Source organism: Bacillus sp. FSL L8-0528 (assembly GCF_038593085.1).
Lineage (GTDB): Bacteria > Bacillota > Bacilli > Bacillales > Bacillaceae > Bacillus > Bacillus paralicheniformis.
In genome coordinates this window covers 12501-37500 of record NZ_CP151961.1, presented here as the reverse complement: position 1 = coordinate 37500, position 25000 = coordinate 12501, and the positions used below count along the sequence as shown (strand labels likewise).

The window sequence follows — 25000 nt, the reverse complement described above, 5'->3', positions numbered from 1 at the left end:
CTCATCCCCGCACTTTTCAACGTGCGTGGGTTCGGGCCTCCATTCAGTGTTACCTGAACTTCACCCTGGACATGGGTAGATCACCTGGTTTCGGGTCTACGACCACGTACTCATGCGCCCTATTCAGACTCGCTTTCGCTGCGGCTCCGTCTTTTCAAACTTAACCTTGCACGGGATCGTAACTCGCCGGTTCATTCTACAAAAGGCACGCCATCACCCGTTAACGGGCTCTGACTACTTGTAGGCACACGGTTTCAGGATCTCTTTCACTCCCCTTCCGGGGTGCTTTTCACCTTTCCCTCACGGTACTGGTTCACTATCGGTCACTAGGGAGTATTTAGCCTTGGGAGATGGTCCTCCCGGATTCCGACGGAATTTCACGTGTTCCGCCGTACTCAGGATCCACTCAGGAGAGAACGAAGTTTTGACTACAGGGCTGTTACCTCCTATGGCGGGCCTTTCCAGACCTCTTCATCTACCTCGTTCTTTTGTAACTCCGTACAGAGTGTCCTACAACCCCAAGAGGCAAGCCTCTTGGTTTGGGCTGTTCCCGTTTCGCTCGCCGCTACTCAGGGAATCGCATTTGCTTTCTCTTCCTCCGGGTACTTAGATGTTTCAGTTCCCCGGGTCTGCCTTCTCATATCCTATGAATTCAGATATGGATACTGCTCCATTACGAGCAGTGGGTTTCCCCATTCGGAAATCTCCGGATCAAAGCTTGCTTACAGCTCCCCGAAGCATATCGGTGTTCGTCCCGTCCTTCATCGGCTCCTAGTGCCAAGGCATCCACCGTGCGCCCTTTCTAACTTAACCGTTAAAAAGAATCACTACGTGATATCTTGCATTACTAATTGAATGTGATGTCTACTGTTATCTAGTTTTCAAAGAACACGTTGGTGGAGCCTAGCGGGATCGAACCGCTGACCTCCTGCGTGCAAAGCAGGCGCTCTCCCAGCTGAGCTAAGGCCCCGTATATAAAGATGGTGGGCCTGAGTGGACTCGAACCACCGACCTCACGCTTATCAGGCGTGCGCTCTAACCAGCTGAGCTACAGGCCCATCTTTTGATTCATATGAAGGAAGTTCCTTCAAAACTAAACAAGATCTAAACGCACCTGTCTATAAGACCGCAAGGTCTTATATTCCGTATAATATCCTTAGAAAGGAGGTGATCCAGCCGCACCTTCCGATACGGCTACCTTGTTACGACTTCACCCCAATCATCTGTCCCACCTTCGGCGGCTGGCTCCAAAAGGTTACCTCACCGACTTCGGGTGTTACAAACTCTCGTGGTGTGACGGGCGGTGTGTACAAGGCCCGGGAACGTATTCACCGCGGCATGCTGATCCGCGATTACTAGCGATTCCAGCTTCACGCAGTCGAGTTGCAGACTGCGATCCGAACTGAGAACAGATTTGTGGGATTGGCTTAGCCTCGCGGCTTCGCTGCCCTTTGTTCTGCCCATTGTAGCACGTGTGTAGCCCAGGTCATAAGGGGCATGATGATTTGACGTCATCCCCACCTTCCTCCGGTTTGTCACCGGCAGTCACCTTAGAGTGCCCAACTGAATGCTGGCAACTAAGATCAAGGGTTGCGCTCGTTGCGGGACTTAACCCAACATCTCACGACACGAGCTGACGACAACCATGCACCACCTGTCACTCTGCCCCCGAAGGGGAAGCCCTATCTCTAGGGTTGTCAGAGGATGTCAAGACCTGGTAAGGTTCTTCGCGTTGCTTCGAATTAAACCACATGCTCCACCGCTTGTGCGGGCCCCCGTCAATTCCTTTGAGTTTCAGTCTTGCGACCGTACTCCCCAGGCGGAGTGCTTAATGCGTTTGCTGCAGCACTAAAGGGCGGAAACCCTCTAACACTTAGCACTCATCGTTTACGGCGTGGACTACCAGGGTATCTAATCCTGTTCGCTCCCCACGCTTTCGCGCCTCAGCGTCAGTTACAGACCAGAGAGTCGCCTTCGCCACTGGTGTTCCTCCACATCTCTACGCATTTCACCGCTACACGTGGAATTCCACTCTCCTCTTCTGCACTCAAGTTCCCCAGTTTCCAATGACCCTCCCCGGTTGAGCCGGGGGCTTTCACATCAGACTTAAGAAACCGCCTGCGCGCGCTTTACGCCCAATAATTCCGGACAACGCTTGCCACCTACGTATTACCGCGGCTGCTGGCACGTAGTTAGCCGTGGCTTTCTGGTTAGGTACCGTCAAGGTACCGCCCTATTCGAACGGTACTTGTTCTTCCCTAACAACAGAGTTTTACGATCCGAAAACCTTCATCACTCACGCGGCGTTGCTCCGTCAGACTTTCGTCCATTGCGGAAGATTCCCTACTGCTGCCTCCCGTAGGAGTCTGGGCCGTGTCTCAGTCCCAGTGTGGCCGATCACCCTCTCAGGTCGGCTACGCATCGTCGCCTTGGTGAGCCGTTACCTCACCAACTAGCTAATGCGCCGCGGGTCCATCTGTAAGTGGTAGCTAAAAGCCACCTTTTATAATTGAACCATGCGGTTCAATCAAGCATCCGGTATTAGCCCCGGTTTCCCGGAGTTATCCCAGTCTTACAGGCAGGTTACCCACGTGTTACTCACCCGTCCGCCGCTGACCTAAGGGAGCAAGCTCCCGTCGGTCCGCTCGACTTGCATGTATTAGGCACGCCGCCAGCGTTCGTCCTGAGCCAGGATCAAACTCTCCATGAAGTTTGATAATGACTACGCACAACATGTGTGCGATTTATTTAATGAATTAACAGGTACGTTTTGTCTTGTTTAGTTTTCAAAGAACTTCATTGCCGCTCTCAAAGCGACTATAATATCTTAACATTTAATCGTGATGTCGTCAACAACTTTTTTCAAAAAAATTATTCGTCATCAGCGACGAATACTAATTTAACACCTTTAAATAAAATTGTCAACAAAAAATTATATTGCGATAAATTGTTTAATGACAATAAGAGCTGCTACACCGGGAACCCCCAATAATCCGCTCACTCCGGTTGTTACAATATTAATCGGCACGTGAATGCCCACGCTCTCGCCAAACAGATTCACACAGAACAAAAACAAAGCGCCGACTATAAATCTAACCGCTATTCTTCCAATTAATCGCAAAGGTTTAAATGATGCTTTTGAAAAAAACAACAGGGCAACCAAAGCGACAATTGCCCCGATAAAGATAACAGATCCCATGAATTCCATCACTCCTCGCTCGTTCTTGTACAAGCATATGATGGGAATCATGCGAATAGACCTGCTACTTCCAGCTGCCGATCCTTAAATTTCTTTTTTTTGCTTCCCGCAAATAAAAAAAGTACTTTGCCTCGGCAACCTTTAATTCGTAAAGAACTTCTGGCGAAGGCTCAAGACTGTTTTCAATCAGCCGCTTTTGCCTGTTCCATTCTTCCTTTTGATGGATCAGCTGTTCAATCAGCTTGTTATCAAATTCTTTTCTAAGCTTCTTTTTCCGAAGAAAACCCATGGTAATGCAATCTCCTCCCTCTACATTTCACGTCTGCCTTCAAGCGCTTTAGAAAGAGTGACTTCATCTGCATACTCCAAATCGCCTCCGACCGGAAGTCCATGGGCAATTCGTGACAGCTTGATACCAGACGGCTTTAAAAGCCTTGAAATGTACATGGCCGTTGCTTCTCCTTCTATATTCGGGTTTGTCGCGAGAATGACTTCAGTCACTTGATCATCCTGCAACCGTTTCAGCAATTCGGGTATTTTAATATCTTCCGGACCGATGCCGTCCATCGGAGAAATCGCTCCATGCAAAACATGGTACAGCCCGTTGTACTCCTTCATTTTCTCCATAGCAATGACATCTTTCGGATCCTGAACAACACATATGACCGATTTGTCTCTTCTCGTATCTTCACAAATATAGCAGGGATCTTGATCTGTTATATGTCCGCAAACCGAGCAATATGTCAAATTGCGCTTTGCGTTTACCAATGCTTTTGCAAAATCTAACACGACGTCTTCTTTCATACTAAGAACAAAAAAAGCCAGACGGACCGCCGTCTTGGGTCCGATTCCTGGCAATTTCATAAAGCTGTCAATCAGCTTTGATATTGGTTCAGGATACTGCATTCTTATTTTCCTCCTAGAATAAACCCGGCATGTTCATTCCTTTTGTAAACTTACCCATCGTTTCATTTGTTACATCGTCGACTTTTTTCAAAGCATCGTTTGTCGCTGCAAGAACAAGATCTTGAAGCATTTCAACATCTTCAGGGTCTACGACTTCCTCTTTGATGATGACGTCGATGACTTCTTTTTGGCCGTTTACCTTAACAGTCACCATTCCGCCGCCCGCAGTACCTTCGAGTACTTTTTCTGCCAGTTCCTCCTGCGCCTTTTGCATATCCTTTTGCATTTTTTGCATTTGCTTCATCATTTTCTGCATGTTACCCATTCCACCGCGCATACTCAAATCCACTCTCTTTCATGTTTTTATTCTTTAATTTCAATCAGTTCCGCTCCGAACAGTTTTTTAGCTTCTGCTACGAGCGGATCTTCTTCTTTCGGTTCATTTGCTTCAGAATCTTCCGGCTGATGATCCTGCAGAAATTCTTCTCTTATTTTACCCCATTGGGCTTCGGGAACGCCAACTATATCTATCCTTCCGCCGAGCATTCCATCCAAAATTTGCTCCAGATTTGTCCTGACTCCATTATTGTCTTCAGCTACCATTTTACAGTGAATTTCGTATTTGAATGCGAGGACAAATGCTTTTGAAGATGCAGCCACCGGCTCGCTGTCATTTAAAAGGGCAGCATGCGATACTTTATTCTGCTGTTTAAGCTGGGCAAGCAATTGTCCCCAGCAGCCCTTCAATTTTTCGAGGTCCGGTCTTGTAGCATCTTTTAATATTTCATGAATACGGCCGACAGGCGCTTTATATGCGCTTTTCACGCTTTTTTGCGGACGGGACGTTTCTTTAGGCTGGGCGGGAGCCGAAGAAACCTGCACACCTTGTGTTTTAAGCTTCTCAATCTCCTGCTCAAGCTGCCGAACCTTGTTGACGAGATTATCCACTTCCGGCTGGGCGGCCGCGGATGCCCCTGCTTTTGGTCCCTGGCAGAGCTTCACAACCGCAACTTCAAAGAAGATACGCGGATGGTTCGTCCATTTCATTTCCTGATGGCTTTTATTTAATATATCGATCATTTCGTAAAGGTCTGGTGCAGGAATTTGCCGGGATAGAGCTTGGAACTCTTCGTCCACCTTCACCTTTTCAAGAACGCCTTCTAAATCAGGCGCCGTTTGATAAAGAAGCATATCCCTGAAGTAGAAAATCATATCCTCGATTAATTTTGCCGGGTCTTTTCCCTGCTGAAGCAGTTCGTTCAATGTTTCCAAAGCGCCGGAAACATTTTTTTCGTGGAGGGTTGAGGCGAGCTTTCCAATATAGTGCTGTGACACAGCCCCTGTTATCAGCAGCGCATCATCCACCGTCAGCTCTTCTCCGCTGAATGATACGGCCTGATCGAGCAGGCTCAGCGCATCCCTCATGCCGCCGTCAGCGGCACTGGCGATGATGTCTAAGGCGCCATCCTGCACCTTGAACTGTTCAGCTTCGACGATTTTTTCCATTCGTCCGACAATTGCCTGTGAGGTAATCCTCTTAAAATCAAATCGCTGACATCTAGAAATAATCGTTAAAGGAATTTTATGAGGCTCTGTTGTTGCGAGAATAAAGATACAATGTTCCGGCGGCTCTTCAAGCGTTTTTAGAAGGGCGTTGAATGCGCCGATAGAAAGCATATGTACTTCATCTATGATATATACTTTATACGTGACGGCAGACGGGGCAAATTTCACCTTGTCGCGGATGTCGCGTATTTCATCTACACCGTTGTTAGAAGCGGCGTCAATTTCAATCACATCTGAAATCGAACCGTTTGTAATGCCTTTGCACGCGGAGCATTCATTGCACGGTTCACTGACCGGAGCATGCTCACAGTTGACAGCTTTGGCAAACAGTTTTGCGGCGCTTGTTTTTCCCGTTCCCCTCGGTCCGGAAAACAGATAAGCGTGCGAAAATTTCTTTTGTAAAAGGGCATTTTGCAACGTTTTCGTGATGTGCTCCTGACCGACTACATCTTCAAACAACTGCGGCCTGAACACTCTATATAAAGCCTGGTAACTCACAAACACGCCCTCCTCTTGTTTTCATCATTTCCATTATACATGAAGCGGCTTTCAAATCCAAAAGCTCTTCTTAAGAAAAAAACTCATCTATATTAAAATAGATGAGTTCTTAATTTGATGATTGATTTACCGTGCACCTTCTGTCGATTCGCTACCCTAAGCGTTACTTAAGCAGTTAGCTCAGCCCAGGCAACCCTGCGGCACATGGAAGGTTCCACTTAATGCTGCTTCCTTCCGGACCTGACATGGTTCATGGATTCCCATTGCGCAGGACCCAAGCGTCAACACCACTTGCTTAAGGCAGACCTTAAAGTAAACGAACCTCGAGAAAGGGATTCGGCCTCGCTCGAGCGGATTGCGAGTACAGGGCACCGCTACCTCCCCGCTTAGCACGGCAAAATAAATATCAAATTATTTAAGCTGCGTCTTCATGTGACGCACTCATTAGTATAACTTGTTTCACCCTAAATTGCAAATTTCCGTCATTACAGCTCGCTTTTCTTTTCCGCTTTCTTTTTTGCGCGGAGCTTTCTGAAAAAATCGCTCAGCATCCTGCCGCATTCTTCTTCCATTACGCCACTTACGACTTCAGCCTGATGATTGAATCTCTCTTCCTGCAGGAGATTCATCAAAGTCCCCGCACAGCCGCCTTTCGGATCAGACGCTCCGAACACCACTTTGTCGATTCTGGAAAGAACGGCCGCTCCGGCGCACATCGGACATGGCTCAAGGGTAACGTAAAGAACAGATCTCTCCAGCCGCCAGGTTCCCAGCTTCCGGCATGCCTCTTCAATGACGAGCATCTCTGCGTGGGCAACCGATCTTTGCTCGGTTTCCCGCAAATTATGGGCGCGGGCAATAATTTCCCCATCCAGAACCAGAATGGCGCCAATCGGCACTTCGCCTTTTTCTTCGGCTTTTCTCGCTTCATTGATCGCTTCTTTCATATAAAACTCGTCTTGTGTCATCCGCATGCACTCTTTCAATGTTTTTCGCCCGACAGAATAGGCTAACTTATAGTTAAAGGAATATGCAATCTGAAAGGAGACAATCGCATTGTCCAATTCAGCTCTCATTATAGTCGACATCATTAATGATTTTCAATTCGATATGGGTGACGTTCTTTCCAAAAAGACCAGAAACATGACCGAGCATCTTCTGACATTAAAAGAACACGCAGCCAAAATGAAATGGCCTATCATATACATTAATGACCACTTTGGAATTTGGCAAGCGGATATTGCTGCCATTATCAAGAAATGCAAAAACGACAGAAGCGAATATATCATCGACCGGCTCGCACCGAATAACAACGATTATTTCTTAATCAAACCAAAGCACTCAGCTTTTTACGGCACCGCCCTTGAGACATTGCTGAATGAACTTCATATCGACCATTTGATCATTACGGGAATCGCAGGCAATATTTGCGTGTTATTTACGGCAAACGACGCTTATATGAGGGAGTACGATATCACGATTCCGCGCGATTGCATCGCCTCCAACAATGAAAAAGACAACAAATATGCGTTGACAATGATGGAAAATGTTCTGTTCGCCAATATTACGACGGTTAAAGAGATCACCGGCGAAACTTGAGCATGAAACACTTCCTTTCTTCATATAGTGGTAGCAATGAGAAAGGAGGCGTTTCCCATTCAGATTTATGTCGTGAAAAGAGGCGATTCCCTTTACCAAATCGCGAACCGCTACCGAACAACAGTTAATGAAATTGTCGCGACGAATGAAATTCCGAACCCGAATCGGCTTGTTGTCGGACAAACTATCGTGATACCGATCGCCGGCGAGTTTTATGAGGTCAGACAAGGTGATACATTAGCATCAATCGGAGCCCGCTTTAATATTGCTCCGGCTGAACTGGCGAGGATCAACCGCATTCAGGTTAGCGCTATTTTGCCTGTCGGGCTGCTGCTTTATATCCCCCCTCGGCCAAAACGGAACATCGAAACAAACGCTTATATCGAACCGCGGGGAGAAAGCGTCAGCCCCGCTCTGCAGCAGGCGGCAAGAGAGGCTTCGCCATACTTGACCTATTTGGGCGCTTTCAGCTTCCAGGCGAAGCGGGACGGCACACTCGAAGAACCGCCGCTGAACAACTTAAAAGAAATTGCAGACAGACATCGGACTACGATGATGATGATCGTCACCAATCTCGAAAATGAAGCCTTCAGCGACGAACTCGGCAGAATCATTTTGACGGACCAGAATGTGAAAAACAGATTGCTTGATAACATCGTTGCAACGGCCAGAAGATACGGTTTCAAAGATATTCACTTTGATTTTGAATACTTGAGGCCTGAAGACAGAGAAGCCTATAATCAATTTTTACGGGATGCACGGGCCCGCTTCAAACAGGAAGGCTGGTTCATCTCAACCGCGCTTGCGCCGAAAACGAGAGCGGATCAGCCCGGACAATGGTATGAGGCCCATGATTACCGGGCTCACGGCGAAATTGTCGATTTCGTCGTACTGATGACATATGAGTGGGGCTACAGCGGAGGGCCGCCGATGGCGGTATCGCCGATCGGACCCGTACGGGATGTGATCGAATACGCACTCACGGAAATGCCCGCCAGCAAAATCGTCATGGGACAGAACTTGTACGGTTATGACTGGACGCTCCCCTTTACGCCAGGCGGGCAGCTGGCCAGAGCAATCAGCCCCCAGCGGGCAATTGAAATCGCGAGTGAGAACAATGCGGCGATACAGTACGATGAAACAGCCCAGGCTCCTTTCTTCCGCTATACGGACAATGCCGGCAAACAGCATGAGGTATGGTTTGAAGACGCCCGCTCGATTCAGGCAAAGTTTGATCTGATTAGGGAATTGAATTTAAGGGGAATCAGCTACTGGAAGCTCGGCCTGTCCTTCCCGCAAAACTGGCTCTTGATAGCCGATCAATTTAATGTTGTGAAAGAGACGTTCCCAAGTTAAAGGAACGTTTTTTTCATGGCAGAAGATGATGATGTGATACAATATGTATGGTTCACAAATGAATTTTTTTAGTAGGAGGACACCTATGAACACAGCCCCTTTCATCGCTGTCGAAGGCCCCATCGGCGCGGGAAAAACAACCTTGGCCAGCATGCTCTCCGAAAAGCTTTCACTCTCTTTGGTTAAAGAAATCGTCGAAGAAAACCCTTTTCTTGATAAATTTTATGATGACAAAGATGAATGGAGCTTTCAGCTTGAGATGTTTTTCCTCTGCAATCGCTATAAGCAGCTTGAAGATACCGAAAAAAAGTATTTGCAACATCACATACCTGTTGTTTCGGACTATCATATTTATAAAAACCTCATTTTTGCCGAACGGACGCTGGAAGGCAAAAAACTTGAGAAATACAGAAAAATTTATCATCTGCTTACAGAAGATCTGCCGAAACCGAACGTCATCATTTACATAAAAGCAAGCCTTCCGACGTTATTGGAACGGATCAAAAAACGCGGACGGCCGTTTGAACAGGAAATGGACAAGCAATATCTGGAACAGCTCATCAATGATTATGAGGCTGCCATTAAGCAATTTAAAGAATCCGATCCGCCAATGCCCGTTATTGAAATTAACGGAGACCAGGAAGACTTCGTGATCTCCGAAGCCGTTTTCAATCGAATTGCCGATCAAGTAAAGGAGTATATAGAATGAGTGTATATGCTATTCCGAAAGATGCTATCATTACTGTTGCCGGAACGGTAGGAGTGGGGAAATCCACATTGACAAAAGAGCTTGCAAAAAGACTCGGATTTAAAACTTCTCTTGAAGAGGTTGTGAACAACCCTTATTTGGAGGCTTTTTACCAAGACTTTGAACGCTGGAGCTTTCACCTGCAAATTTTCTTCTTGGCGGAACGCTTCAAAGAGCAAAAATACATTTACGAATCGGGCGGCGGATTTGTTCAAGACCGTTCAATTTATGAAGATACAGGCATTTTCGCCAAAATGCACGCGGATAAAGGCACGATGTCAAAAGTCGATTATAAGACGTATACGAGCCTGTTTGAAGCGATGGTCATGACGCCTTACTTCCCCCGCCCCGACGTTTTAGTCTATTTGGAGGGCGATTTGGAATCGATTCTCAACCGCATCAAAAAACGCGGACGAGAAATGGAAATGTTAACCGACAGATCGTATTGGGAGGAAATGTACACAAGGTACGAAAACTGGATCAGCGGCTTTAACGCCTGTCCGGTTGTCAGAGTCAATATTGATGAATACGATCTGTTCAACAACTCTGCCTCCCTCGATCCAATCATTGAAAAAATCAGTGAAGCTATTCAAAGATAAGTTTTGTTTGAAATCACAAAGCCGACTGCAAATAAGAAGATCCTTCGGAAAGAAGTAAATTCAGATCTTATAATTTGACGGAGCTGGTTACCGCAGACAGAATGTTCCCTTAAAAAGGCATTTTCTGTGGACAAGGCCTGTATGTTGTTCTACAATGATAATATATAGCCGTATACTTCGGTACACAAATAAAGGCACATATGAATATAATTAATCCTATAAGAGTAAACTGTAAATACAAAAAGATCGAAGATGCTGGAACATCTCCGATCGGCAATAGAATAGCTCCTGTAAGGGAGTCGGCTTTTTCTAAGTCTAACTTATGAGTAGGAACGCCTTGATGTGACGGTCAGGGGCGTTCTTACTTTTTTTTCGTGAAATTATAGGCTAATGACAGGATTCCTACAATAAGAATCCCAAAAGAAAGCATCAATTGAATTGCACTTTCTACAGCCATATTCTCACCCCCTCTCTTCCAAGCATGGAGGTGAGCCGAACGCCCCTACAAAAAGCCGATCTATCGCTTATTTTTACTTTATAGGAACTTTCCGGAAAACTCAAGACCACTGTCTTTTTCAAAATTTGATTGGAGATATTTTTTGATACCGCTCCCCAGGTTATCCATTCATAGCACAATGTTTTAAAACACAAAAAAACCGCTGCCCTATCCAGGCAGCGGCAACACAATCTCCAATTTATGCTTAGTCAATCACTAAAATGCAAATCAATAATGGCGGAGGAAGAGGGATTCGAACCCCCGCGGGCTTTGACACCCCTGTCGGTTTTCAAGACCGATCCCTTCAGCCAGACTTGGGTATTCCTCCGTATCGACAAGAATTAATATAACATGTCCTATCTTTTTAAGTCAAGGGATTTTTTCATAAAAAATTTATTTTATTGTTCACGCTTCTCATTATATGCAAAAATAATGAGAAACGCAAAGGGTGATAGCATTGTGGAAACATTTTATAGACCGCTTGCCTCAAGATTACACGCTGAACAGACCGATTGAAACAGAGGAGCTTCAGAGAGCAGAAGAACTCCTCGGTGTCTCTTTTCCAGATGAACTGGTCAGTCTTTTAAAAAAGACAGACGGTATCAATGATACATTCGGGGATCATCTCATTTGGCCTGCATACAGAATGATAGAAGAGAATCGAGACATGAGAAGCACCGGCTGTTTTAAGCCGTTCGATTGTCTGTTATTTATTGCAGGTGCGGGCAATGGCGATTTATTTGCTTATTCGATTTTAAACGGCTCTATACGGAAAAATGATATTTATGTTTGGAATCATATAGACGACAGCCGAAGATGGGTCGCATCTTCTTTAAAACCATTCATAAAAGGCTGGATCGACGGAACAATCACCATTTAAAACAAGTTCTTAGGCAGGAGCATGATGAAATGAATTATCTATCAAAAGAATTGGCGGAGGAAATTGTCGACAGAACCATGTCGATTATTCGGCACAACATTAATATGATGGATGAAAACGGGGTTATCATCGCCTCAGGAGACCGCTCGAGAATCGGTGATGAACACGCCGGAGCGAAGGACGCACTTGCAGCTGAAAGGGTTATCAGCATCACGCCCGAAGAATGCTCGGCTTTAACGGGAACAAAGCCCGGCGTAAACCTTCCCATCGTATTTCATGATGAAATAATCGGCGTTATTGGAATCACGGGGCCGCCTTCTGAAGTCAGCCGATATGGTGAACTTGTTAAAATGGCGGCAGAGCTAACTGTCGAACAGGCATTTTTAACAAAACAGCTGACATGGGATCAAAGGCTTCGGGAAGAAACGGTCATCCAAATGATTCAGGGAGCCGACCTAGCATCCCTTGACTTCCTTGAACGTGCGGAGCGATTGAATATACCGCTAGACGGCCAGCGTACTTGCCTTGTGTTTGAGCTGCCATCCGCTGATATGAAGCCGGCATTTATTAAAAAACTTGAAAAACATTTAACCGCGAAAGATTTGTACGCCAATATTTCATTAAAAGAGATCGCAGTTATTCTGGCAGGCGCCCCCACTAAAAGCAGGTCCGAACTCTTTTCATCTTGGAACGGCTGGCTCAGCCAATGGAAAACGGTCAGAGGCGCGCTTGGCGAGCAGGCGGATCAGCTTCAGCAGCTGCCATTTTCCTATCAAAGTGCAAAACAAACGCTCAAGATTGCGAAAAACAGCTCTAGTTTATACGACTATCGAGAGTTTGCGATCCCCGTTCTGTTATCAAAAATAGAGCGTCCAAATCAGGAGATTCATTTTCAAAACATCTGGGATCGCCTTTCCCAAGCAGATCAAAACGGCGAATTAACCCATACCCTCCTCTGCTACATAGAAGAAAACGGCGAAATCGGGGAAACTTCATCAAGACTCTTTATTCACCGCAATACATTAAACTACCGGCTCAGAAAGGTTGAAATAGCGACAGGATGCAATCCAAAACGGTTTGATGACCTATTCAAACTGTATACAGCCATTACGCTTTTTTCGCCATTTTGTGCAAATGAACAATTTTAATATAGGATAAAGGAACGAAATCCGTATACCTGACCAATTCTCCCTTGTACAGAAAGCGTTTACAATTGGACGTAAGGGAGGGTATGCAGATGGATATTCAAATCAATGCAATAGGCGCCTTATGCGCATTAGCCATATCAATCTTTCTCATTCTGAAAAAAGTCCCGCCGGCTTACGGCATGATGATCGGCGCATTGGCCGGAGGCTTAGTCGGCGGCGCAGATTTAATAGAGACGACGGATTTGATGATAGCGGGTGCTAAAAACATGATTCCTGCTGTGCTCCGCATCTTGGCAGCAGGCGTGCTCGCCGGCGTTCTGATTCAATCCGGCTCCGCAGCGGTGATTGCGGAAACCATTGTCAATAAAATTGGAGAAAAAAGGGCGCTGCTTGCTTTAACATTGGCGACAGCCATCTTAACAACGGTCGGCGTATTCGTCGATGTCGCCGTCATCACAGTCGCACCGATCGCCCTTGCGATTGCGAGGCGGACCTTTATCAGCAAAGCGGCCATTCTGTTGGCGATGATCGGCGGAGGAAAAGCGGGCAATATCATGTCGCCAAACCCTAATGCCATTGCTGCTTCAGATGCCTTTCACGTCCCTTTGACATCCGTGATGGCCGCCGGGATCATCCCTGCTATATTCGGACTGGGCGCCACTTATTTACTAGCAAAACGCCTTTCAAATAAAGGAACAGGAGTAGCTGAAAATGAGATTGAAACCCAAACGGCTCAACAACTGCCGGCATTTTGGGCGGCGATCAGCGGTCCGGTGGTCTCCATCCTGTTGCTCGCCTTAAGGCCCGCGGCAGGAATTACGATTGATCCAATTATCGCTTTGCCGGCGGGAGGCCTCGTCACTGCGATTGCATCGGGACAAGCGGGCAAACTGAAGGATTTTGCCGCTTCAGGATTGTCGAAGATGTCAGGCGTTGCCGTGATGCTGATCGGGACTGGAACGCTTGCGGGAATCATCGCCAACTCCCAACTCAATTCTTTCATTACCGACACCCTTGTCGGCTTGGGTCTGCCGTCGTTTCTCTTAGCTCCCATTTCCGGCATGCTGATGTCGATGGCAACCGCCTCGACAACCGCCGGCACAGCTGTCGCCAGCAGCGTATTCGGCCCGACATTGCTTGATCTTGGCGTCGCCGGCCTCGCAGGTGCGGCAATGATTCACGCCGGAGCAACGGTGCTCGATCACCTGCCTCACGGAAGCTTTTTTCATACGACGGGAGGCAGCGTCTTCATGGCCATGAAAGAACGTTTAAAGCTGATTCCATATGAGTCGGTCATCGGCTTAATCCTAACCATTATCTCAACTTTGATTTTTGGAATTTTTCAATTCTTTATTTAAAAAGGAGCAGGTACCATGAAAATCGTAATCGCACCTGATTCATTTAAAGAAAGCATGACATCGCTTGAGGCGGCTAGAAGCATTGAAAAAGGCTTTAAAGCGGTTCTGCCTGACGCCGAATACGTCAACATTCCGGTTGCCGATGGAGGCGAAGGAACCGTTCAGGCTTTGGTTGACGCGACCGGAGGAGATATCGAACAGCAAACGGTCACAGGCCCTCTCGGGAAGCCGGTAAAGGCGGCTTACGGCCTGCTTGGCGACGGAAAAACGGCTGTCATCGAAATGGCTGAAGCGTCAGGCCTTCACCTCGTGCCCTCTGAACAGCGGAATCCCCTGTTAACGACAACGAGAGGAACCGGAGAACTGATTCTCGATGCTGCGGAAAAAGGGGTGTCCAACATCATCATCGGACTCGGCGGAAGCGCGACAAATGACGGCGGAGCGGGAATGGCTGCAGCACTGGGCGTGAAGTTTCTAAACCGCGATGGAGAAGAGATTGAAAATGGGGGCGGTGCATTAGCTGAGATTGCCAAGATCGATGTGAGCGGCCTCAATCCTCAATTAAAGCATATCCACTTTGAAGCCGCCTGTGATGTCGATAATCCTCTTACGGGACCTCGCGGAGCCTCCGCCGTATTTGGGCCGCAAAAAGGGGCGAACAGTGAAATGACTGCCCTTTTGGATCAAAACTTAAAACATTATGCTGCTGCAGTCAAAGCAGAGCTGGGGTGCGAAATCGATTCAATTCCGGGAGCAGGAGCGGCCGGAGGATTGGGAGCAGGCCTGTGTGCCTTTTTAAAAGCGGAATTAAAAAGCGGAGTTGACATTGTTTTAGATACTTTGTCTTTTTCCGAACGTATTAAAGGAGCTGATCTTGTAATTACAGGCGAAGGAAAAATAGACGGCCAAACGGTCAGCGGAAAAACGCCGGCCGGCGTCGCAAAACGCGCCCGCAGCGAGAATATTCCCGTTATTGCATTTGCCGGATCGCTCGGTGAAGGCTGTGAGCTTGTTTATGATATCGGCATTTCCGCTCTCTTTTCGATCGTGCCAGGGATCAGCTCCTTGGAGAACGCCCTTGCCGATGGAAGTTCAAATCTTACGCGCTGTGCCCGAAATGTAGCCGCTGTCTGGTCACTCGCATAAAAAAAGCGCGCCTCTTGGCGCGCAGCAGATTGTTGACAAAATCGCAAAATGGCTTTTTGTTTTGCGATTTTGTCATTCCTTCAGCGTGATTGAAAACCCTTGCAGTCTAGGAAGGCCGAGCATCGGAGCGGAGCGAATGTTGTAATTCGTGAGCACCGACGCGCAGGCCTGACAACGAATGCGAGGGTTTCTCGACACGCTGAAGCGCGCCTCTTGGCGCGCACTTTTTTATGGTTGAATAACGTCTCTGTTCCCCATGTATGGACGAAGCGCTTTAGGAATGATGACGCTCCCGTCCTCCTGCTGGTAATTTTCCAATAATGCGGCAACCGTTCTGCCGACTGCCAAGCCGGAGCCGTTTAACGTATGGACATGCTCAGGCTTTCCTTTTGCTTCCCTTCTGAATCTGATATTCGCCCGTCTGGCCTGGAAAGCTTCAAAGTTACTGCAAGATGAAATTTCGCGATATGTGTTTTGGCTTGGAATCCATACTTCGATATCGTATTTTTTCGCGGCCGTAAACCCTAGATCGCCCGTACACATGCTCATCACACGATAAGGAAGCTCAAGCAGCTGAAGAACTTTCTCCGCTTGATTTGTCAGCTTTTCAAGCTCTTCATATGAATCCTCAGGTTTCACAAATTTCACCAGTTCAACCTTGTTAAATTGGTGCTGGCGGATCAAACCGCGCGTATCACGGCCGGCTGATCCTGCTTCTGAACGGAAGCACGCACTGAACGCCGCATAATTGATCGGCAGCTCGTCAGCTGACAAAATTTCATCGCGATGCAGGTTCGTAATTGGCACTTCCGCCGTCGGAATTAAGAAATAATCTTCTTCCCTGATTTTAAAGGCATCTTCCTCAAATTTCGGCAGCTGTCCGGTGCCTGTCATGCTTGCGCGGTTCACCATGTACGGCGGGATGACTTCCGTATAGCCGTACTCGTCTACGTGAAGATCAAGCATAAAGTTATACAAAGCCCGTTCAAGTCTGGCGCCGAGCCCTTTATAGAAAACGAAACGGCTTCCCGTAACCTTGCCGGCCCGCTCAAAATCAAGAATATCCAATTGATCGGCAATATCCCAATGAGGCTTCGGCTCAAATGAAAACCCGGGGAGTTCGCCCCATTTGCGAACTTCCACGTTGTCGTCTTCAGTCTCTCCGACCGGAACAGACTCATGGGGGATATTCGGGATAGACAGCATGATTTTATCAAGTGAAGATTCGACCGTTCTCAGCTCTTCATCAAGCTTTTTAATGTCTTCACCGACTTCGCGCATTTCTTTAATGAGGTGGTCAGCATCTTTTTTCTCGCGCTTTAAAGCGGCAACCTGCTGAGATACCTCATTGCGCTTTCCTTTCAGCTCTTCCACTTTGACGATCAATTCTCTTCTCTTTGTATCCAATTCCTCAAATTGATCAAAATCTGATAAATCTTCTCCCCTGTGGGCAAGCTTTTGTTTGATTTCTTCCAAATTTGCCCGCAGCAGTTTGATATCAAGCATCTGCCTCGCTCCTTTTATACTGATTTGACCGAAAAAAAGAGCCCTTGTCCCCTAAATATAAGGGACGAGAGCTCTCGCGTTGCCACCCTGATTGAAAACAGGAGTCTTCCTCCTGTTTTCCGCTTCGTTTTGATAACGGTTCTCCCGTAAATGCCTACTTTGACTGTTCAGCATTTCGCTCAAGGATGGATTCGGACAGCATCTTTCGCCGATTCACACCAACCATCGGCTCTCTTGGAAAGAGAGGCTTCCTACTGCTTCCTATCAACGCTTTTCGATCTATATTGTCTTATAAATGTACTACAAGTTTTAACAGCTTTCAACCGTTTTATACGACGGCTTCCTGTTTATGCTTTTCCGCCATCTTGACAAATAATTTCGTCATTCTGTGGTCATCCGTCAGCTCAGGGTGGAAAGAACAGCCGAGCAGATTTCCTTGTTTGGCAGCGACGATTCTTCCGTTGTGCTCCGAAAGCACTTCCACATCTTCGCCCGCTTCCAAAATGTGCGGAGCGCGGATAAATACGCCTGTAAACGGTGTGTCAAGTCCTTTAACCGTTAAGTCTGCTTCAAAGCTGTCCACTTGTCTTCCAAAGGAATTACGCTCTACCGTTACATCCAGAACCCCAAGATGAGCATCTTTAGTTCCGGCTATATTCTTCGCCAGGATGATCAACCCAGCACAGGTTCCAAATACCGGCTTTCCGGATGCGGCAAATTCCTGAAGAGGCTTCATAAACTGATACGTATCGATGAGGCGCCTCATCGTCGTGCTTTCCCCTCCCGGCAAAATCAAACCGTCGATTTCCTTTAACTCTTCCGGCCACTTAATGACTTTTCCGGCTGCTCCGCATGCTTCAATTGAGCGAATATGTTCTCTTACTGCTCCCTGAAGTCCAAGTACACCAATTGTCAGCATGTCAATCCGTCTCCTTCGTGTTTACCAGCCGCGCTCTTGCATACGCTGTTCTGGCAGCAGATTTGAGATTTCAATCCCTTTCATCGCAGTTCCAAGCTCTTTTGAAAGCTCGGCAATCAGTTTGTAATCCGTGTAATGCGTCGTCGCTTCAACGATTGCTTTCGCGAATTTAGCAGGGTTGTCGGATTTAAAAATACCGGACCCTACGAATACGCCGTCAGCGCCAAGCTGCATCATTAAAGCAGCATCAGCAGGTGTTGCCACACCGCCGGCAGCAAAGTTTACAACAGGAAGGCGTCCTTCGGATTTAATTTCCTTCAGCAGCTCATACGGAGCGCCGAGATTTTTTGCTTCTGTCATCAGTTCGTCATCGCTCATGCCGACTACTTTGCGCACTTGAGCATTCACCTTTCTCATATGGCGGACAGCTTCCACAATATTGCCCGTACCAGGTTCGCCTTTCGTACGAAGCATTGAAGCTCCTTCAGCGATCCGGCGCGTCGCTTCTCCGAGGTCGCGGCATCCGCATACAAATGGAACGGTAAATTCGTTTTTATTTAAATGAAATTCTTCATCCGCAGGAGTCAAAACTTCACTTTCATCAATATAGTCAACGCCGAGCGCTTCAAGAACACGCGCTTCAACGATATGCCCGATGCGCGCTTTCGCCATAACCGGGATTGAAACAGCGTTCATCACTTCTTCGACAATTGTCGGATCTGCCATGCGGGCAACTCCGCCTGCCGCACGGATATCAGCCGGAACGCGCTCCAGCGCCATGACTGCGACGGCTCCTGCTTCTTCTGCGATTTTTGCTTGTTCGGCATTGACAACGTCCATAATGACGCCGCCTTTCTGCATTTCTGCCATACCGCGTTTTACGCGATCAGTACCTGTTTGAGCCATTTCAAGGATCCCCCTAATCAAAGATTGAATTGTCAGATTTAATCCTATTGTATCCTATAATTCCACAAAATCATATGAAAAACACGAAGATTATTTCTATTTTAATAACAAATTGTTAGGATTGTAAATGGTAATTCTATCTGAATATGACAATAAAGAGCCCTATCAGATAGAGCCCTTTATTTATTAAAACCAGCCGGTTACCATTTCAACAATGCTGTTCCAAATACCGGTAAAAAAGCCGCCGATGCTTCTCATCGTTAAAATAAACCAGTTTGCTTTCTCATCTTCTTCTTTTGTCACCAGGTTTACACCTGATACATCGCTGCCGAGAAATCCGTAGTCCTTTTCTTCTCCCTTATAGGAGGCCGTCAAGGTACCGACTTTCTCACCTTTTTTAACAGGTGCGGTCAGCTCGTCTTTGTTCAGCGTCACTTTCGCCTTGTAATTCTTTTCTTCACCGTTCTTCACAGGCATTGAAAAAGCTTTTTCCGTGACGATGCCGACTTCAGTTTCTTTCCCTTTGTCGACTGTGACCGTTTCGTTGCCTTTCACTTGTGCGCCTTTTGCGTAAAACTCTTTCATGGTGAAGTTATCAAATGCATAATCAAGCATTTTTTTCGTTTCTTTAAATCGTCCCGTATGAAGGTCGCCTTTCGCATTCATAACGACAGAAATCACTCTCATGCCGTTTCTTTCGGCAGTAGCCGTAAAGCATGATCCGGCAGAGTCCGTTGAGCCGGTTTTCAGCCCGTCCACACCTTCATATTGCTGAACTAGGCCTTTCAGCATAAAGTTCCAGTTCGGCATATCCATTTCATCGTCTGTGCCTTTTCTGAACTTCGTTTTGGCAATGCTCGCCGTATCGAGAATTTCAGGATAATCGCTTACTAAATGATCGGCAAGGAGCGCCATGTCTCTCGCAGACACTTCATTTTCTTCATTGGCATTTGTTCCGCTCGGATGTTTGCCGTGAAGATCCTTGTTTTCCAAACCTGTAGCATTCACAAATTTGAAATCTTTCATTCCAAGCTCTTTGGCTTTTTTATTCATTAACTCTACAAACTTTGATTCAGAACCGGCAACGATTTCAGAAAGTGCAATAGCCGCCGCGTTTGCAGAGTAAATTGCAGTCGCCTGATAAAGCTCTTTTACAGTGTATGATCCGTCTTTACGAAGAGGAACATTCGATAATGAACGATCTTGGGAAATCTCGTATACATAATCGTCAGGCGTGTACTTCTGATCCCATTTCACTTTGCCTTCGTGAATCGCTTCCAACAGAAGATACTCCGTCATCATTTTGGCCATGCTGGCAACAGGAAGACGCTGATCGGCATTTTTGCTGTACAAAATTTTTCCCGATGAAGCTTCCACCAGGATTGCTGCTTTCGCGTCTACATTAATTGGATCATTTGCGGCTTTTGCTGTCGACATAGGAGAAAATGCACCTACAGTCACGGCAAAAGCAACGATCAACATGATCAGCTGCTTTATTCTCTTGCTTTTCAAATCGTGATACCTCCGCTTTTCATCAGACTAATAATCTATATCAAAGCCTTTTAAGACATTTTTCAAACACAACATTATAAATTTTATCATAAGGAAGCAAAAAAAAATAGACAGAGTATCACTCTGTCTACGGTTTAATTTTTGTCATATTTGATTAAGAAATGGTATAGTTAGGCGATTCTTTGGTAATTTGTACATCGTGAGGATGGCTTTCCCGCAGGCCTGCACCTGTCATGCGGATGAACTGCGCATCTTCCCTCAGTGCGTGCAAATCTTTTGTTCCGCAGTAGCCCATGCCGGATTTCAAGCCGCCGACAAGCTGATAAACTGTGTCAGCAACCGGACCTTTATAAGGCGTACGGCCTTCAATGCCCTCCGGAACGAATTTTTTGTTTTCCTCTTGGAAGTAGCGGTCTTTGCTTCCTTTTTCCATTGCAGCCACTGAACCCATACCGCGGTAAATTTTAAAGCGTCTGCCTTGGTAGATTTCAGTCTCGCCTGGGCTTTCGGATGTTCCGGCAAGAAGGCTTCCAAGCATGACGGCATGGCCGCCGGCAGCTAAGGCTTTGACAATATCTCCGGAAAACTTGATGCCTCCGTCTGCAATAATTGCAGCACCGTGTTTTCTTGCTTCAGTCGCACAATCGTAAATCGCTGTCACTTGCGGAACACCGACACCGGCCACTACGCGGGTTGTACAAATAGAACCCGGTCCGATACCGACTTTAACTACATTTGCTCCCGCTTCGATAAGCGCTTTTGTTCCTTCGGCAGTTGCGACGTTGCCGGCAATGATATTTAATTCAGGATAAGTGTCGCGGATTTTCTTAACGGTATCCAATACACCTTGTGAATGGCCGTGCGCGGTATCAACGACGATCACATCGACATTGGCTTCCACAAGCTTTCTGACGCGTGTCATTGTGTCGCCTGTTACACCTACCGCTGCTCCAACCAATAGGCGCCCGTGAACATCTTTCGCTGAATTCGGGAATTCGATTACTTTTTCAATGTCTTTAATCGTAATAAGCCCTTTTAAAACACCTTGATCATCTAAAAGAGGGAGTTTTTCGATCTTGTATTTTTGAAGAATTTTTTCTGCTTCATCCAGGGTTGTACCAACAGGAGCCGTAACAAGCTCTTCTTTTGTCATAACATCGCTGATTTTCATGGAGTAATCAGAAATAAATCGCAGATCACGATTTGTGATAATTCCAACCAGCTTCTGATCCTCTTCATTGTCAACAATCGGAACACCGGAGATTCTGTATTTGCCCATCAAATGCTCTGCATCAAAAACTTGGTGCTCTGGCGTCAGGAAAAACGGATTTGTAATGACGCCCCGCTCTGAACGTTTGACTTTGTCAACCTGCTCAGCCTGCTGTTCAATCGACATGTTTTTGTGGATAATGCCCAGTCCGCCCTGCCGTGCCATCGCGATGGCCATTTGAGTTTCTGTCACTGTATCCATGCCTGCACTAATAATTGGAACATTCAGCTTAAGAGACGGTGTAAGCTCAACCGATAAATCCACGTCGCGCGGAAGTACCTCCGATTTGGCCGGAACGAGCAATACATCATCAAATGTTAAGCCTTCTTTCGAAAATTTGCTTTCCCACATTAGTAAATCCCCCTCTTTTCGGCAAAATATTATATGTAGATTATCAACTTGAATACCCACTGTCAAGAAAGCGGGAAACAGTTGTAATTTTTAGAAAATAACCATAAGGGAAGTGGAGTACATGCAAGATAAAGGATGGAAGGATTTAAAGCTGTTTTATTCGATCGAAACAGCCCAGCATTTTCTTGAAATGGTATATAAAAATCAAGGAATGGAAGATGCCAAAAAAAATTCTTATAAAAACGGAGAGCGGTTTATTTTTTTTCTTAAGCATGCAGAAGCTTTTTACAAGCAAGCCAAAATCGCTACGATGGAAATCAAACCGATTTTATTATTTTACGGCATGGCACAGCTATTGAAAGCCTGCCTGTTAACGACAGATCCTTCCTATCCCAGCCATACTTCAGTGCTTGCTCATGGCGTGACCACAAGAAAACGAAAAAAACAAAATTACCGCTTTTATGAAGACGAAGTGAAAATCCAAAGGAACGGCTTATGTATGCACGTCATCAGATCCCTTTTCCAATTATCCGGATTGGAAGATGAACGATTCAATATGAAGCAGCTTTTGGCGAAAATTCCGGAGATCAATAAAGTGCTGGCATTTCAAAGAAAACCAAATCCAATTGTAAAAGCAGCCGTCGAAGACCGGCTTATTCGGCTGCCTGAAGAGACACCCAATGCTTACAATATGTCATCAAAGCGTTTCATCGAACATATCGAATACCATTTAAACTGGTCTTTCTGCCGTGAGGAAAAAGAGGGAATCGTTTTTTCTGCCGATCATAAAGAATGCCGTCCCAGCACTTCGACCACTTTGCTTTATGATTTGGAGCAAGACGGATATTATTTCCCGGCTGAACGGGATCATTTTTTAAAGCTACCGGAAATATTGGCACATTACTTGGTTGCATACAATTTAAGCATGATTGCCAGGTATGAAACTGAATGGTGGTATGACCTTCTTCTTCAAAGTGCTAGCGATGATTATGTCATCATCCAGCAGTTTTTACATATAGTCGAGTCAAAGTTCCCCTATTATATCGCTGAACTGCTTCTTCAAAAAAAAGAAAACAACAAAAAAGACCAGCTTATATAAGCTGGTCTTTTCAAGTGCTTGGCGGCGTCCTACTCTCACAGGGGGAAGTCCCCAACTACCATCGGCGCTGAAGAGCTTAACTTCCGTGTTCGGCATGGGAACGGGTGTGACCTCTTCGCTATCGCCACCAAACTATTTGCCTTCAGGACGAAGGTACTGGGCGTTCCTCACAGGATGTGAGGGCTTTTAGCCGAGTTTCCTTGCCTTTGGCTTTCTGAGAGGTGTTCTCTCAAAACTAGATAACGGTCAGACGATTCACAAAAGTATTTAGGTTAAGTCCTCGATCGATTAGTATCTGTCAGCTCCATGTGTCGCCACACTTCCACCTCAGACCTATCAACCTGATCATCTTTCAGGGATCTTACTTCCTTGCGGAATGGGAAATCTCATCTTGAGGGGGGCTTCATGCTTAGATGCTTTCAGCACTTATCCCGTCCGCACATAGCTACCCAGCGATGCCCTTGGCAGAACAACTGGTACACCAGCGGTGCGTCCATCCCGGTCCTCTCGTACTAAGGACAGCTCCTCTCAAATTTCCTGCGCCCGCGACGGATAGGGACCGAACTGTCTCACGACGTTCTGAACCCAGCTCGCGTACCGCTTTAATGGGCGAACAGCCCAACCCTTGGGACCGACTACAGCCCCAGGATGCGATGAGCCGACATCGAGGTGCCAAACCTCCCCGTCGATGTGGACTCTTGGGGGAGATAAGCCTGTTATCCCCGGGGTAGCTTTTATCCGTTGAGCGATGGCCCTTCCATGCGGAACCACCGGATCACTAAGCCCGACTTTCGTCCCTGCTCGACTTGTAGGTCTCGCAGTCAAGCTCCCTTGTGCCTTTACACTCTGCGAATGATTTCCAACCATTCTGAGGGAACCTTTGGGCGCCTCCGTTACCTTTTAGGAGGCGACCGCCCCAGTCAAACTGCCCACCTGACACTGTCTCCCTGCCCGATAAGGGCAGCGGGTTAGAAGGTCAATACAGCCAGGGTAGTATCCCACCGATGCCTCCACCGAAGCTGGCGCTCCGGTTTCCAAGGCTCCTACCTATCCTGTACAAGCTGTACCAACATTCAATATCAGGCTGCAGTAAAGCTCCACGGGGTCTTTCCGTCCTGTCGCGGGTAACCTGCATCTTCACAGGTACTATAATTTCACCGAGTCTCTCGTTGAGACAGTGCCCAGATCGTTGCGCCTTTCGTGCGGGTCGGAACTTACCCGACAAGGAATTTCGCTACCTTAGGACCGTTATAGTTACGGCCGCCGTTTACTGGGGCTTCAATTCGCACCTTCGCTTACGCTAAGCGCTCCTCTTAACCTTCCAGCACCGGGCAGGCGTCAGCCCCTATACTTCGCCTTACGGCTTCGCAGAGACCTGTGTTTTTGCTAAACAGTCGCCTGGGCCTATTCACTGCGGCTCTCTCGGGCTTGCACCCTAACAGAGCACCCCTTCTCCCGAAGTTACGGGGTCATTTTGCCGAGTTCCTTAACGAGAGTTCTCTCGATCACCTTAGGATTCTCTCCTCGCCTACCTGTGTCGGTTTGCGGTACGGGCACCTCTCACCTCGCTAGAGGCTTTTCTTGGCAGTGTGGAATCAGGAACTTCGCTACTATATTTCGCTCGCCATCACAGCTCAGCCTTATGGGAAACGGATTTGCCTATTTCCCAGCCTAACTGCTTGGACGCGGATATCCAATACCGCGCTTACCCTATCCTCCTGCGTCCCCCCATTGCTCAAATGGTGAGGAGGTGGTACAGGAATATCAACCTGTTGTCCATCGCCTACGCCTTTCGGCCTCGGCTTAGGTCCCGACTAACCCTGAGCGGACGAGCCTTCCTCAGGAAACCTTAGGCATTCGGTGGAGGGGATTCTCACCCCTCTTTCGCTACTCATACCGGCATTCTCACTTCTAAGCGCTCCACGAGTCCTTCCGGTC

20 protein-coding genes, 3 tRNA genes, 4 rRNA genes, 1 other RNA gene and 1 other annotated feature (2 of these 29 only partly in view) are annotated in these 25000 nt (G+C 47.0%); of the genes, 9 read left to right on the top strand and 19 right to left on the bottom strand.

All coding sequences use genetic code 11. From position 1 onward, the window contains the following. The 11 genes from MHI30_RS00190 to tadA form a co-directional block, all read right to left on the bottom strand. Window positions 1-813 (bottom strand): 23S ribosomal RNA (locus MHI30_RS00190) (it extends 2117 nt beyond the left edge of the window). 81 nt (window positions 814-894) lie between these two features. Then, window positions 895-970 (bottom strand) — tRNA-Ala (locus MHI30_RS00185). An 11-nt stretch (window positions 971-981) separates the two neighbouring features. Continuing rightward, window positions 982-1058, bottom strand: a tRNA-Ile gene (locus MHI30_RS00180). A 102-nt stretch (window positions 1059-1160) separates the two neighbouring features. Then, a 16S ribosomal RNA gene (locus tag MHI30_RS00175) occupies window positions 1161-2710 on the bottom strand. The 16S and 23S rRNA genes sit together here with 2 tRNA genes alongside, the layout of an rRNA operon. Window positions 2711-2932: 222 nt before the next feature. Next, a complete protein-coding gene (locus MHI30_RS00170; protein ID WP_075752707.1) occupies window positions 2933-3199 on the bottom strand; it encodes a pro-sigmaK processing inhibitor BofA family protein in 267 nt (88 codons plus the stop codon). 64 nt (window positions 3200-3263) lie between these two features. Continuing rightward, window positions 3264-3488, bottom strand: coding sequence for a YaaL family protein (locus MHI30_RS00165; protein ID WP_035337520.1), 225 nt, complete (start codon window positions 3486-3488; stop codon window positions 3264-3266). A 20-nt stretch (window positions 3489-3508) separates the two neighbouring features. Further along, the gene (gene recR, locus MHI30_RS00160) at window positions 3509-4105 is read right to left on the bottom strand and encodes a recombination protein RecR (RefSeq protein WP_003178140.1); all 597 of its coding nucleotides are present in this window, start codon (window positions 4103-4105) and stop codon (window positions 3509-3511) included. A 13-nt stretch (window positions 4106-4118) separates the two neighbouring features. Then, complete coding sequence (locus MHI30_RS00155; protein WP_023856408.1) at window positions 4119-4442, bottom strand: YbaB/EbfC family nucleoid-associated protein; 324 nt, start codon at window positions 4440-4442, stop codon at window positions 4119-4121. Between the two features lie 26 nt (window positions 4443-4468). Then, window positions 4469-6169: a DNA polymerase III subunit gamma/tau gene (dnaX, locus tag MHI30_RS00150; protein WP_075752703.1), complete on the bottom strand. Its 1701-nt coding sequence runs from the start codon at window positions 6167-6169 to the stop codon at window positions 4469-4471. A gap of 129 nt (window positions 6170-6298) precedes the next feature. Next, an RNA gene (ffs, locus tag MHI30_RS00145) (signal recognition particle sRNA large type) lies at window positions 6299-6564 on the bottom strand. Window positions 6565-6654: 90 nt separating this feature from the next. Continuing rightward, a complete protein-coding gene (gene tadA, locus MHI30_RS00140; RefSeq protein ID WP_075752705.1) occupies window positions 6655-7137 on the bottom strand; it encodes a tRNA adenosine(34) deaminase TadA in 483 nt (160 codons plus the stop codon). An 82-nt stretch (window positions 7138-7219) separates the two neighbouring features. Between tadA and MHI30_RS00135 the strand changes: the two genes are divergently transcribed. From MHI30_RS00135 to MHI30_RS00120, 4 genes are all read left to right on the top strand, one after another. Further along, window positions 7220-7768, top strand: coding sequence for an isochorismatase family cysteine hydrolase (locus MHI30_RS00135; RefSeq protein WP_256700649.1), 549 nt, complete (start codon window positions 7220-7222; stop codon window positions 7766-7768). A 36-nt stretch (window positions 7769-7804) separates the two neighbouring features. Continuing rightward, window positions 7805-9124 carry a glycoside hydrolase family 18 protein gene (locus tag MHI30_RS00130; RefSeq protein WP_075752699.1) on the top strand — a complete coding sequence of 440 codons (1320 nt, stop codon included), beginning with the start codon at window positions 7805-7807 and terminating at the stop codon, window positions 9122-9124. Between the two features lie 85 nt (window positions 9125-9209). Next, window positions 9210-9833: a deoxynucleoside kinase gene (locus tag MHI30_RS00125; protein ID WP_075752697.1), complete on the top strand. Its 624-nt coding sequence runs from the start codon at window positions 9210-9212 to the stop codon at window positions 9831-9833. After that, the gene (locus MHI30_RS00120; protein ID WP_075752695.1) at window positions 9830-10471 is read left to right on the top strand and encodes a deoxynucleoside kinase; all 642 of its coding nucleotides are present in this window, start codon (window positions 9830-9832) and stop codon (window positions 10469-10471) included. Before MHI30_RS00125 ends, MHI30_RS00120 begins: the two co-directional genes overlap by 4 nt. Before the next feature lie 731 nt (window positions 10472-11202). Here the strand turns inward: MHI30_RS00120 and MHI30_RS00115 are convergent. Beyond that, window positions 11203-11295, bottom strand: a tRNA-Ser gene (locus MHI30_RS00115). A gap of 129 nt (window positions 11296-11424) precedes the next feature. Between MHI30_RS00115 and MHI30_RS00110 the strand changes: the two genes are divergently transcribed. The 4 genes from MHI30_RS00110 to MHI30_RS00095 all read left to right on the top strand — a co-directional run bounded on the left by MHI30_RS00110 (window position 11425) and on the right by MHI30_RS00095 (window position 15499). Beyond that, entirely contained in the window at window positions 11425-11847 is a 423-nt protein-coding gene (locus tag MHI30_RS00110; RefSeq protein ID WP_075752693.1) for an SMI1/KNR4 family protein, read from the top strand. A gap of 29 nt (window positions 11848-11876) precedes the next feature. Next, window positions 11877-12995 carry a sugar diacid recognition domain-containing protein gene (locus MHI30_RS00105; RefSeq protein WP_075752691.1) on the top strand — a complete coding sequence of 373 codons (1119 nt, stop codon included), beginning with the start codon at window positions 11877-11879 and terminating at the stop codon, window positions 12993-12995. Between the two features lie 89 nt (window positions 12996-13084). After that, window positions 13085-14353: an SLC13 family permease gene (locus tag MHI30_RS00100; protein WP_075752689.1), complete on the top strand. Its 1269-nt coding sequence runs from the start codon at window positions 13085-13087 to the stop codon at window positions 14351-14353. A 15-nt stretch (window positions 14354-14368) separates the two neighbouring features. After that, window positions 14369-15499 (top strand): glycerate kinase, encoded by a 1131-nt coding sequence (locus tag MHI30_RS00095; RefSeq protein WP_075752688.1) that lies wholly within the window; start codon window positions 14369-14371, stop codon window positions 15497-15499. Between the two features lie 228 nt (window positions 15500-15727). On the opposite strand, the gene serS is transcribed toward MHI30_RS00095, so the two are convergent. From serS to guaB, 5 genes are all read right to left on the bottom strand, one after another. Then, on the bottom strand, window positions 15728-17005 hold the full coding sequence (gene serS / locus MHI30_RS00090) for a serine--tRNA ligase (protein ID WP_026579009.1): 1278 nt from the start codon (window positions 17003-17005) through the stop codon (window positions 15728-15730). A 57-nt stretch (window positions 17006-17062) separates the two neighbouring features. Next, window positions 17063-17282 (bottom strand) — a binding site (T-box leader). A gap of 51 nt (window positions 17283-17333) precedes the next feature. Then, window positions 17334-17924: a pyridoxal 5'-phosphate synthase glutaminase subunit PdxT gene (gene pdxT, locus MHI30_RS00085; protein ID WP_075752686.1), complete on the bottom strand. Its 591-nt coding sequence runs from the start codon at window positions 17922-17924 to the stop codon at window positions 17334-17336. Between the two features lie 21 nt (window positions 17925-17945). Further along, window positions 17946-18830 (bottom strand): pyridoxal 5'-phosphate synthase lyase subunit PdxS, encoded by an 885-nt coding sequence (gene pdxS, locus MHI30_RS00080; RefSeq protein WP_075752684.1) that lies wholly within the window; start codon window positions 18828-18830, stop codon window positions 17946-17948. Window positions 18831-19016: 186 nt separating this feature from the next. After that, a complete protein-coding gene (locus tag MHI30_RS00075) occupies window positions 19017-20342 on the bottom strand; it encodes a D-alanyl-D-alanine carboxypeptidase family protein (protein ID WP_075752682.1) in 1326 nt (441 codons plus the stop codon). 154 nt (window positions 20343-20496) lie between these two features. After that, on the bottom strand, window positions 20497-21963 hold the full coding sequence (guaB, locus tag MHI30_RS00070; protein WP_075752680.1) for an IMP dehydrogenase: 1467 nt from the start codon (window positions 21961-21963) through the stop codon (window positions 20497-20499). Between the two features lie 121 nt (window positions 21964-22084). Here guaB and MHI30_RS00065 point away from each other — a divergent pair, with 121 nt between their 5' ends. Beyond that, a complete protein-coding gene (locus MHI30_RS00065) occupies window positions 22085-23062 on the top strand; it encodes a YaaC family protein (protein ID WP_075752678.1) in 978 nt (325 codons plus the stop codon). Window positions 23063-23078: 16 nt separating this feature from the next. Here MHI30_RS00065 and rrf read toward each other — a convergent pair. Together rrf and MHI30_RS00055 are read right to left on the bottom strand one after the other, a co-directional pair. Then, window positions 23079-23194, bottom strand: a 5S ribosomal RNA gene (rrf, locus tag MHI30_RS00060). A 136-nt stretch (window positions 23195-23330) separates the two neighbouring features. Beyond that, window positions 23331-25000, bottom strand: a 23S ribosomal RNA gene (locus tag MHI30_RS00055) (it continues 1260 nt past the right edge of the window).